Annotated in this window: 9 protein-coding genes; 4 read left to right on the top strand and 5 right to left on the bottom strand. The window is 61.5% G+C overall.

The features are described 5' to 3' along the window. Nucleotides 1-43 precede the first annotated feature (43 nt). The gene (locus FHT77_RS01895) at nt 44-1,564 is read left to right on the top strand and encodes an ABC-F family ATP-binding cassette domain-containing protein (protein ID WP_183752020.1); all 1,521 of its coding nucleotides are present in this window, start codon (nt 44-46) and stop codon (nt 1,562-1,564) included. Between the two features lie 120 nt (nt 1,565-1,684). Continuing rightward, nucleotides 1,685-2,125: a hypothetical protein gene (locus FHT77_RS01900; RefSeq protein ID WP_183752021.1), complete on the top strand. Its 441-nt coding sequence runs from the start codon at nt 1,685-1,687 to the stop codon at nt 2,123-2,125. Nucleotides 2,126-2,364: 239 nt separating this feature from the next. Here the strand turns inward: FHT77_RS01900 and FHT77_RS01905 are convergent, their stop codons facing one another. Then, nucleotides 2,365-3,525: a hypothetical protein gene (locus tag FHT77_RS01905; protein ID WP_246719624.1), complete on the bottom strand. Its 1,161-nt coding sequence runs from the start codon at nt 3,523-3,525 to the stop codon at nt 2,365-2,367. Between the two features lie 315 nt (nt 3,526-3,840). Between FHT77_RS01905 and FHT77_RS01910 the strand changes: the two genes are divergently transcribed. Then, on the top strand, nt 3,841-4,809 hold the full coding sequence (locus FHT77_RS01910; RefSeq protein ID WP_183752024.1) for a transglutaminase-like cysteine peptidase: 969 nt from the start codon (nt 3,841-3,843) through the stop codon (nt 4,807-4,809). A 70-nt stretch (nt 4,810-4,879) separates the two neighbouring features. Here FHT77_RS01910 and FHT77_RS01915 read toward each other — a convergent pair whose 3' ends face one another. From FHT77_RS01915 to FHT77_RS01930, 4 genes are read right to left on the bottom strand one after another with little or no spacing between them, the layout of a single operon-like run. Beyond that, entirely contained in the window at nt 4,880-5,539 is a 660-nt protein-coding gene (locus FHT77_RS01915; protein ID WP_183752026.1) for a ribbon-helix-helix domain-containing protein, read from the bottom strand. Next, a complete protein-coding gene (locus tag FHT77_RS01920; protein ID WP_183752028.1) occupies nt 5,540-6,835 on the bottom strand; it encodes an HlyD family type I secretion periplasmic adaptor subunit in 1,296 nt (431 codons plus the stop codon). Beyond that, nucleotides 6,832-8,994, bottom strand: coding sequence for a type I secretion system permease/ATPase (locus tag FHT77_RS01925; RefSeq protein WP_183752030.1), 2,163 nt, complete (start codon nt 8,992-8,994; stop codon nt 6,832-6,834). Before FHT77_RS01925 ends, FHT77_RS01920 begins: the two co-directional genes overlap by 4 nt. 19 nt (nt 8,995-9,013) lie before the next feature. Beyond that, complete coding sequence (locus FHT77_RS01930; RefSeq protein WP_183752032.1) at nt 9,014-10,375, bottom strand: TolC family outer membrane protein; 1,362 nt, start codon at nt 10,373-10,375, stop codon at nt 9,014-9,016. A gap of 517 nt (nt 10,376-10,892) precedes the next feature. Here FHT77_RS01930 and FHT77_RS01935 point away from each other — a divergent pair. Continuing rightward, nucleotides 10,893-11,453 (top strand): GGDEF domain-containing protein, encoded by a 561-nt coding sequence (locus tag FHT77_RS01935; RefSeq protein ID WP_246719626.1) that lies wholly within the window; start codon nt 10,893-10,895, stop codon nt 11,451-11,453. Nucleotides 11,454-11,656: the final 203 nt, after the last annotated feature.

Here is an 11,656-nt window from a genome sequence, read left to right on the forward strand (position 1 = left end):
TGCCCTCGCTCGTGTGATCGTTCGGCAAGACCAGAGCAAGATCATGACCCTTATCAATATCCGCAATCTCGGCGTCACACTTAGCGCACCGCTTTTCGCCAAACTCGACCTCGTCATCAATCCCGGCGACCGTCTCGGGCTCGTTGCCGCCAACGGCCGCGGCAAGTCCACCCTGCTCCGCTGCATTTCAGGGGCACTGGAGGCAACCCAGGGCGACATCACGCGCTCGCGCGGGCTGACGATCGGCTATGTCGAGCAGGACGTGCCGGCCAAGCTGCTTGATGTAGCTTTCCACGATGCCGTGCTGCAGGCACTGCCAGCAGATCAGCAGGCGAACGAAAGCTGGCGCGTCGACATCGTGCTGGATTCTCTCGATGTGCCGGAATCCTTGCGCAGCCGGCCCGTCGGGCAGCTCAGCGGCGGCTGGCAGCGACTGGCGATGCTGGCGCGGACCTGGGTGATGGAGCCGGATGCGCTGCTGCTCGACGAACCGACAAACCACCTCGATCTCGCCAAGATTGCCGCCCTTGAGGATTGGCTGAATGCCCTGCCCCGCGATGTGCCTGTGATCATCTCCAGTCACGACCGCGCCTTTCTCGATGCCGTCACCAATCGTACGCTGTTCCTGCGGCCGGAGCAGTCGCAGGTCTTCTCCCTGCCCTACAGCCGGGCGCGGGCCGCATTGGACGAAGTGGATGCGGCCGACCGGAGGCGCTACGAGCGCGACATGAAGACGGCCGAGCAACTGCGCAAGCAGGCGGCGAAGCTCAACAATATCGGCATCAACTCCGGCAGCGACCTGCTTGTCGTCAAGACCAAGCAGTTGAAGCAGCGCGCCGAGAAGCTGGAGGATGCGGCCAAGCCCGCTCACCTCGAGCGATCGGCGGGTGCGATCAGGCTCGCCAACCGCGGCACGCATGCCAAGGTGCTTGTGACACTCGACGACGCGGAGGTCCGTACCCCGGATGGCATTGCGCTCTTCCGCACCGGCAAGCAGTTCATCTGCCAGGGCGACCGGATCGTCCTGCTCGGGGAGAACGGCGCCGGCAAATCGCGGCTGATCGCGATGCTTCGGAAAGCGATCACCAGCGCAGAGACGGCGCAGGACGGCATCAAGGCCACCCCTTCATTGGTGCTCGGCTATAGCGACCAGGCGCTTGCCGACTTGAAAGACAGCGATACGCCGATGGAGACGATCATTCGCCGCTTCGATGTCGGCGACCAGCGGGCTCGCGGGTTGCTGGCGGGCGCCGGTATGAGCATCGACATGCAGGCGCGTCCGGTCGGGCGGCTTTCGGGCGGCCAGAAGGCGCGGCTCGGCATGCTGGTTCTGCGGCTGGCGGAACCGAACTTCTATCTGCTCGATGAACCCACAAACCATCTCGACATCGACGGACAGGAAGCGCTGGAGGGCGAACTCATGGCCCATCAGGCGAGTTGCCTCGTCGTCTCCCACGACCGCAGCTTCGTGCGCGCCATCGGCAACCGGTTCTGGCAGATCGAACGCCGACGGCTGATCGAAGTGGAGAGCCCGGAGCCCTTCTTTGCGGCTGCACGGCCTTAGCGTACCGGTCGTTGCAAGAAGGCGGTGGCGAGGCATGGCAACCCTCGCCCAGCGGCGAATTGCGAGGCGAGGCGATAGAGAGTACAATTTTCGACAGTCATTCGACTGGGGGACAAGGCAATGAGCAGACTGTTGATCCTGTCGGCTGGCGCCATCCTGGCACTGGCTTCCGTGGCGTCCGCCGCACCGGCTATGCAACCGCTGAAGATTTCCAAGGAATGTAGCCAGTACACCGGCCAGACGCCGAGCTTCTGCACGATTACGGAATCGAACCTCGCGGCGATCCCGGCGGGCACCAAGATCTTGTACTATGGGCCGGTGACCGGTAGCCCTCTTTTCGGCAGTAGCGCGGCAGTTATTGCCGTCGGAAACGGAGACACGGCGGTCGGGTACTGCGTCACCTACGACACCGCCAGCCCGATGCAGGGAACCTGTGCGTTTCATGCCGGCAGCGGAACGCTCGCCGGTTTCCAGGCGGTCGTCAAGGTGACCGTCGACGACAAGCAAATCTATCACTGGGACGGAGGCTACCTGCTTGGCGCCGACGAGGCAGCCAAGTGAGAGAAAACGCAAGTCTGGCCGTTTGACGTGAATTCCTGCCCTGACTCCTGAGTGACAGCGGCGGGAATCTCCGTGAGGGCTGGATTCTCGGGCGATCGGCCGCCTCTCAGGAGGGGCTGGCGTGCGAAAGCCTACCCTTATGCCGGGCAAAGGATACGCACCTGCCGGCCTATTCTCGATGCGCGGACGCCGGATGATAGCGGATTTATCCTTGGATTGATGACCCAGGAATGCGGCTATCAGAACGAGGCCGGCGTGGCGCCGAGCAAGGTGAGCTTGCCGCCGCTGAGGGAATAGAGGCTCATCTTGCGCTCCACGGTGCCGGTTGGCATCAGTCGGAAGAGACCGGTCACGCCGCGGAATCCGACTTTGCTGGTCAGGTTCTGCGCGTTCACCCCTTCCGGCCCCTTTGTCCGGACGATGCCCGAGGCGACCGCCACGGCGTCATAGCCGTAAGCCGCATCGGTGGAGAGCGTCCGCTTGTAGTGACGCTGATAGCGCTCGGCGATCATCGTCGCGCCCTCGGGCTCGACCATGGCGATCACGGTGCCGGCGACGGAGGGATTCGAGTGTGTCTGCGGCGGCCAGGCATTGGTGCCGACGAAGGTCACGTTCGTCTTGCCACTCGCCTTTATGGCTCCGGCAATGGTCGTCGTGATAACCGTCTTGCCCAGGACGAGCACGGTGTCGGCATTCTGGAGATTGGCAGCGCTCCTTTTGACGGCGTCCGCAGCCGCAGCATCGGTCAGATCGTAACGGGTGAGCCCCAGATATGTGCCGCCGCCGGCGCGGATGGCGCTTGCCAGACGTTCCTCGCCTGCAGCCGGAAAATCAGTCTGCGCAAAAACCACCACCTTCTTGTGGCCGCTGACAGCGGCTGCCCGCACACCCTCGATGGCGCTGTCGATCTCATCGGAAATGAAGTTGTAGACATTTCCCGATGTTGGCGGCACGGGCGCGCCGAGGTTGAGCAAAGGCGGCCGCTGATCGGCAGGGATCGCGGCGACAGCCGCGGTGACGGCCGGCGATGCATAGCTAACGAGAAGCACGGAACCACGCGCCTTGGCGGCGCTCACGGCCGTCGCGGCGGCAGGTGCGCCGGAGGCTACGTCGACGACCTTCACAAAGACCTGGTTGCCGCCGAGTTCGCCGACGCCGAGGCCGGCGCCGTCACGCACGTCACGCGCAGTGCCCTCATAAATACCCGCCGTGCCCCTCGGCAGCAGCAGAGTGATTTCCGCTCCGGTTTCGCCAAAGCTCTCATCAACCTCGCTCGAAGGTGCCTTGATGTCATTAGTCTTGACGTTCTTGGCGATGCCATCGACGTCGGACTGGCATCCCAAGAGCGCACCGCAGGCGACGACGATCGACACCGCGAGGACGGATTTGGTCAGTTTCAAGGGGCCGGCGCCTTCCTGAGGCGGCGCACGCCGTGCCGCGCGTAAACCATGCGCGCGTTGCGCCTGCTCGATCAAATGCACCTTCACCGTTTCCCCACTCTCTCAATCACGGCCTTTTCCGGCCTTTTGGCAGGGGTTCATATCTGCACAAGCGACCCGCGAAAGCAAACCCTTCGCCCAAACTTGGTTGATGGACACACTAAACTTTTATGTTCTTTTGAACGGATAATTTATCCCACCCTTATCCACGCTTAAATACCTGATTTTTATAGCTGTTTTGTACGTTGTCCTCACCCAAGAAGAGGCGACGACTTCATGAAGCGCAGTATAATAACAAACAACATTGCCGCTTTTACTCTGGCTGCATTTGCGGCCAGTGTTGCACCGAGTCTTTCCGGCGCGTCGGTCCTGCCGTCCCCACAGATTTCAAGCGCGATGTACTCCGCCGATTTCGCAGCCGATGCGGCGCGCGCGCTGACCTTCGGCAGCGTTGCCAGCCTCGTTAGCCTGGCGACGAACGATATCGCAAAGACCATCGCCGCCATCGATGTGGCCGCACTGACCCGAACGCTGCAGCCTGAGCCAGCCGGCTGGGTCAAGGAGAGCGTCGCGCCGGAACAGCCGGTCGCGCGCGCGACGATTGCCGCGCCGACCGGCACTGCTGCGTTTGGAACCGTCGCCATCCCTTTCAAGCGGCTCGCCGCATTAAAGAAATTCGCACCTTCGCTGTCGGAAATGACTGATGGGACCGCCATTGACTGCAACCCGGCTCAATGCTCCGAAACGACGACGGCGATCAAGGTTGCCTTTGCCAAGACGTCGCAGTCCTCGATCCGCGACAAGTTGAACGCGGTCAATGTCACCATCAACCACACGATCCGCTACAGCCGCGACATCGACACCTACAAGGTGGCGGATTACTGGGCGACGCCGGCCGAAACCCTCTCGCGCCAGCAGGGCGATTGCGAAGACTTTGCAATCCTGAAGATGGCGGCTCTGCATGCCGAAGGCGTCGACCTCAAGGACATGTCCGTTGTCGTCCTTTTTGATCAGAGGCGCCACTTCTACCACGCGGTGCTTTCCGTCGCGGTCAACGACAACCGCTTCATCCTCGACAACATGCGTGACGAGGTGCTGCCGGACACGAAACTACCCGACTACGTTCCGCTCTATTCGATTGCGGACGGCAAGGGCTACCTCCACGGAACGCGCACCGGCGCCAAACAAGTGGCTTCGGCCATGCCGTTGGAAAAGGTCGCTCCGGGCGAAGGCGTGGCGTTCTGAAGTAACCATGGCTGGGGCAACGGAAAGGCGGCTGAATTTCAGCCGCCTTTTCCATGTCCGCATTTAGCGATCAGTAGCGCGAGACGTAGCCAATCAGCATCGGCTTCTCGTGCGTCGGTGCGAGAGCCAGATTGATCTGGCCTTTCATCGAGGCCGCTCCGACGGCAATCGTGAAGCCGGTGTTCAGCGTCTTGCCTCGGTTGCGATAGAGCGTAGCGATCGCCTCGTCGATCTGTGTATCGATCGAGAACCGCAAGGTCTTCGTCAACTGCGCCGCATCGCCAAGCGGCAGGCGCTGGCGGAGCATGGTCAGGAAGGGATCGTTGAAGAGCTGGATCTTCTTTTCCTGGGTCAGCAGGATTGTCGGCGATGGCGACGCCTGAATGATGGCGTTGACGTTAGCCATCGATGAGGCGTCCTCGACGGTATCCAGCCGACGGAGCGCCCATTTGAAGCTGAGCACACGCAGCAGCGAGGCAAGGTTGCCGGACTCCGGCATCTGCGAGGCGGTGTAGTGCACGAGGTCGGCCGTGCTCATCTTGCCCGCCGACGACATGCGGCCGAGGCCATCCCAGTAGATCCCCTCGAGACGGATGCCGCGACGCTCGCCGCCCCGACCGACGACCGCCCGGAAGCGCGGCTCGATCTCGTCGGCGGCGATGGCAGGCAATGGCTCTTCAATCGGCTCGAGTTCGGAGAGGGCATTGCTGCTTGGCTTGACGATCAACATCTATCGCTCCGTCAGCGCTTCGCTGCGCGCCTTGTTGATCGGTTTCATCAGGTAGCTCAGCACCGTCTTGTTGCCGGTCATGATCTCGACCGATGCGACCATGCCGGGGATGATCGGGTAGGACTTGCCGTTGCGCTCCAGGGCGGACTTGTCGGTCTTGACCTGCACCAGATAGTAGGTCTCGCCCTTTTCCTTCTCCACAAGACTATCGGCAGAGATGTTCTCGACGATGCCCTCGAGGCCGCCGAAGATCGAGAAGTCATAGGCGGTGATCTTGACGACGGCCGGCTGGCCGCGGCGCACGAAGGCGACATCGCGCGGCGAAATCTTCGCTTCAACGAGCAGCGTGTCGGCGGTCGGCACAATGCCGGCGATGACGCGGCCCGGATCGACATAGGCGCCGATGGTGTTGACCTCAAGCGTGTTGACGATGCCGTCGACCGGCGAGCGGATATCGGTACGCTTGACGCGGTCGGACGCGCCGCGGATCGTCTCGTCGACGACGGAGAGTTCGGCCAGCGCCTGCGCCTTGTCCATCAGCGCCTGCTGGCGCAGTTCGAGGGCAAGATCGCCGAGCTGCAGCTTGGCTTCCTGCACCGCGGCCTGCAGGCGGTCTATGCTTTCCTGGTAGACCTTAAGCTGGCCTTGCTGATCGGTGAGATCGCGCTCGGTCTTCAGCACTTCCGTCTGGGCGACCAGCTTTTTCTGGGCCAACGGATGAATGAGGTCGTATTGGCGCTGCGCTCCTTCGATATTCTGCTCCAGCCGATCGATATTGGCGTGCGCTTCGCTCAGTTCGTTCTCGCGCTGGCGGACGCGTTCCTGCAACACCCCGAGCTTGTTCTGGTAGCTCGCGCGATCAGCGGCGAAGAGCTTCTCCTCGTTGCTGCAGACGTCCTTGGCGACCGACATGATTTCTTCGGGGCAGACGAACGCGGCGTCGTATTGGCCGGCCTCCTCGAGCTTCAGCCGTGCAACCTTGGCACCCAGAGCCCGCGCCTTGGCAACGGACTCGCCAAGCGTGGATGTCGTTGTGGTGTTGTCGAGTTGAACGAGCAGCTGGCCTTTGCGAACCACCTGACCGAGTACGACGGCGATCTGCTGGACGACGCCGGGCTCCGAGGACTGGATGATCTGCGTCTTCGAGACGGGAATGACCTTGCCCTCACCGCGGGCGATCTCGTTGATGTCAGCGATTGCCGCCCAGGCGATGAAGCTCGCAATGACGAGAGCCACCAGTGCCAGGATACCGCGAGCAAGAAGCGGAGGATTGTCGTGGCGATTGCTGAGGCTCATGACTGCGCCCCCGCCGGCTTGCGCTGCATGGCTTCGATGACCGCATTCTTCGGCCCGTCGGCGATGATCCGGCCCTTGTCGACGACGATCAGGCGATCGACGAGCTCAAGCATGCTGTAGCGATGGGTAGCGATCAGGAGTGTTGTGTCGCGGCTGATCGCCTGCGACAGGCGCGCAATCAGGTTGCGCTCGGTCGCCAGATCCATGGCGCCGGACGGCTCGTCGAGAAAGACGATCTTCGGTTTCGTGAGCAGCAGGCGGGCGATCGTCAGCGCCTGCTTCTGGCCGCTCGACAGGTTGGTGCCGCGTTCGCCGACCGGCATGTCGAAGCCGCGGGGATGGTTGCCGACAAACTCGTCGACGCCGGTCATGCGAGCGACCTCGAGGAGTTCCTCGTCGGTTGCGTCGGCACGCCCGATAAGCAGGTTTTCCTTGACCGTTCCAGAGAAGAGATCGGAAGACTGGCCGGCCACGGCGACCGCCGAGCGAACTTCGGCCATATGATACTGGCGGATATCGACGCCATCGATCAGCACGCGACCGCCCGAAGGGCAAAACAGCCCGTCGAGCAAGCGACCGAGGGTGGTCTTGCCCGAGCCGATGCGGCCGATGATGCCGATCCGCTCGCCGGGCTTCACGGTAAAGGACAGCTTGCTGATGACCGGATAGTCCGAGCCCGGATACTGGAACGACACGTCCTGGAAACTGAATGCGCCGCGGGTGATCTCCCGGTTGACGAAGCCGACAGTCGACGGGCGGTCGTCGGGCTGTTCCATGATCTTGTCGAGGATGCGCAGTGACATGGTTGCCTGGCGGAAGCGCGCCAGCGTCATGGCGATCTGGCCGAGCGGCGCGCCGGCACGGCTCGCCAGCATGACCGTCGCGACGATCGCGCCCATGGCAATCCGCCCCTCGGAGAACTCGTAGGTGCCGGCAATCACGATCAGGACGCTCACCATCTGCTGGATGAACATCGTCAGGTTGATCGCATTCGTCGAGATATGCTTGATATCCTCGCTGGTGCGGCTCGAATACTTGGTGAGCTCCTGCCAGCGGCGCAGCATCGTCGCTTCGGCGCGCAGGCTCTTCAGCGTTTCGATCGTCGAAATCGTTTCCACCAGCAGCGACTGGCGGCGCGATGCCTCGTTGGCAGCGGTCGCCATACGCTTGCCGATCGCCGCCTGCGCATAGAGGCCGATGACAACCGACAAGACGAACGCCACGGCCGGGATAACCACAAGCCAGCCGGCGATCAGATAAATGACGCCCAGGAAGATGAAGACAAACAGACTGTCGATCAGCACGCCGATGGTGTTCGACGTGAAGAACTCGCGGACGAACTCATATTGCGTCACGCGGTTGGCATATTCGCCCGTCGACATCGGCCGCGAAGCAAGCGTCGAATTGAGCACCTTGTCGAAAAGCAGCTGCGAGAGGCGCAGGTCCGCCTTGCGGCCCGCATAATCGATCAGCGACGAGCGCGCCGTCTTCAGCAGGAAGTCGAAAATATAGGCGAGCGAAATACCCGCGGCCAAGACCCAGAGCGTCGAGATCGCCTTGTTCGGCAGCACCCGATCGTAGACGTTCATGGTAAAGAGCGGCGATCCGAGCGCGATCAGGTTGATAAACAGCGCCGCGACCATGACACGCACATAGGTGCGCCAATAAGGCGCAAGCGTCGTCGCCAGCCAATGCCGCTTCTCGATCTCGACGGCATTGCCGACGAGCGCCTCTTCCGAGGCGTTCTGATAGTAGAGCGTAAAGGCAAAGGCCAGTTGCGGCTTCAGCGCCAGAAATTCTTCCCGCGTCAGACGGATCGCGTTGCCGGCAATCGGAACGATATCCGTGACATAGGAGCCGTCCTCGGCGATCTCAAGCAGCGGCAGCACGCTGCCATCCGCAAAGGCGACGATCGCCGGGCAATCGAAATTGCCCTGGCGGCATTCACGCTCCTGATGCTTGATCACCTGCAGGCCGATGCGCTCGGCCATGCGCTCGACATCATCCAGCTCAAGCGACTCGGTCACCTCGTCCGGAAGACCGGAGAAGAGGACCGTGTCGGAGCTTGGTCGGCCATAGAACGCAGCCACGGACTTGAATGCGGCTTTGAATGTCTGCAGCGGTGTGCTGCTGGAGGTCTCGAGCGCTACGTTCAGCATTGTTCCATGGCCATGTCGACTACTGCTGTCGAATTGGCGCTAGGAGGTCCAGGGGCATGCCGGCTTTCTGATGAGAATCAAGCTCGACGTATCCGGGATTCGCGACGCCCGCGGGGACAACAAACTCTTCCCGCGCATAAGGTTTGGACTGCTCGACCGGCTTCAGCTTCATCGTCTGAAGCAGATTGCCCGAGGCCGCCAGGATCTTGTACTCGGCAAACTGCGACGCGACGCGCGCGGTGTCGGCGAGAACCTGTGTGTTGAAGCGGGTGTTCTGCGCATCGAGCACGTCGAGCAACGAGCGCTGGCCGACCTTGAACTGCTCGCGGTAGGAGCCGACGAGCTGGTTGTTGATCGAGGCCTGCTTGTTGAGGATCCCGGATAGCTCGCCACGGCTGACGCGCTCATTCCAGGCAGAACGGACCGACTCTTCGACTTCGCGCTGCACCTGGGCGAGATTGTAACGCTGCTCGCCGGCACGGCGAATCTGCTCCTGCTCGCGAGCAACATCGATGCCGCCGCGATAAAGGTTCCAACGTGCAACGACGCGAACCTGATAGTCGTTGGTGTTGCCTTCGTCGCCGTCGATATCGTTGCCGACGCGGGCGGTGCCTTCGAGGTTGACCTTCGGCATGTAGTTGGCGCGCGCGCCACGAACGCCGGCATCGGCCGCATCGACATCAGCATTGGCCGAATAGATGCGCGGGCTGTTCTTGGCGGCGACGAACACCGCATCGTTCAGTGTCTTCGGAACGTACTTGGCGACCGATGGCGGCGTCTGCGTATTGGTGATCGGCTCGCCGACGACCTGGAGGAAGCGGATCTTCGTCTGCTCCAGCTCTTCCAGCGCTTCGCGCAGGCGCGCCTTGGCGGCCTGCAGACGCTCGCTGCCCTGGAGGCGGTCGGCATCCGTCAGGGCGCCGCCCTTGATGCTTTCGTCGATATCGCCGACCATCTGCGAGTGGAAGGCAACGTTCTGCTTTGCAGCTGCAACGATCTGGTTCTGGAGCACGTATTCCAGGTAGTCCTGCGTCACTTCGAGGGCGAGCGACTCAGAGCGTTCGAGGACCCGAAAGGAAGCGCCATCGACGCGCGAGGCCTGCTGCTGCACTTGAGCGCGACGGCTGCCACCATCGTATAGTGTCTGCGAGATCGTCACACCAACATCGCCCGGAGACAGATAGTCACTATCATCTCGCAGCGACCCGGAGCTGGCGTTCGACAGGCGACGTCGCCCGATCCCGCTCTCCAGATCTACGGAAGGCAAGTATAGACCACGCGCCTGGCGCAGTTCAAACTCGACAGCTTCACGATCCTTCGCAGCCTGCAAGATCTGCGGGTTCGTTTTCATCGTCTTTTCGATGGCCTGCTGCAGAGACATTGCATTGGCATCAGCATAAAACGAAAAACTTAAAGCAACCGTCGCAGACAATGCTGCAAAAATTCTTTTGGCCTTAAACAAGATCGATGCCCCTCAACATCAAAGATTCACACGGCGTACCCGTATACCAAAGACTGTTCTTCGGCAAATAAGTAACACCAATCTTTCCACATTCCAATTGCGACCGCGAGCATTCGTGCCAAAACAGTTAATCGCGGTGGACAACTGCCTAAAGCAAGAATTTTACAGGATTTTTTAACGGGGGTTTTGCCCGGACCTGTTTATCTGGTACTACTTTCAAACGGACATGACCGCGATGAATCTAGGCCAGCGTTACTCTTCCGCCACAATCGTTTCAGCTCTTCGGATCGCCACCCTCGGCGCTGTCTGCTTCGCGGCCGGATCCGTCGGCGTTTTACTTATCTTAAACCTTCTCGTGCCGGATCGACCAATTTTGGTGGGATTTGTCGGCGCAAGCGTAATTTCGCTTTTTGTTGCATTTCCGCTGCTCTTGATCTTGCAGTTCAAGGTCGCCGAACTCAAAAAACTACAGGAAGCCGTTAACTATACTGCGCGCCACGACGCCGTAACGAAGACGCTGAACGGAACGGCCTTTGCCGCGGCCGTCGAACACTACATCGACCGACGCAAGCGAATCGCCACCGACGCCGGCGGCGTGATGATCGCCGTGGTCGTCGATACGCTGGACGAGATCAGTCGGCGCTACGGCCCGCAATGGGCCGATACGGTCATGCAGTCGCTGGCCGCCATCATCCAGTCCTCGGTCAGAAAGGGCGACCTGGTGGCCCGTCTTGCCACCAACGAACTCGGGGTGTTCCTGCCGGGCGCTACCGTCGAGAACGCCCAAGATGTCGGCACCCGTATCCGCCGGCGGGTGGCGGAAGCGTCCTTCTCTGACGAAGGCACCCCAATGAGCATCGGCATCCGTCTCGGCGGCGCGGTCTTCGAGGGGCCGACGGATTTCAACCACATCCGCCAACTCGCCGACGAAATGGCCATGCAGCGCGGCGGCGACAGCGACGAGGCGATTCCGATGTCACGACTGCCGGCAGCTTGAGCTGATCGGTTCGCAAGAACCAGTCGAAGGGCGCCGACATGGCGCCCTTTTTTGTTGCTGGCTTGGGCACCGGTGAATGCCGGTCTCGCCCAGAATCGACCGTTCAAGACATCGGCTCTCGACCACATCCGCCGGCCTATCGCAGTTTCTCTAGGTAGAACAATGCCAGCGGCGGCAGAACGCGGTCGGTGAAGAACCCGCCG

It is taken from the genome of Rhizobium sp. BK181, from assembly GCF_014193305.1.
Classification (GTDB): domain Bacteria; phylum Pseudomonadota; class Alphaproteobacteria; order Rhizobiales; family Rhizobiaceae; genus Rhizobium.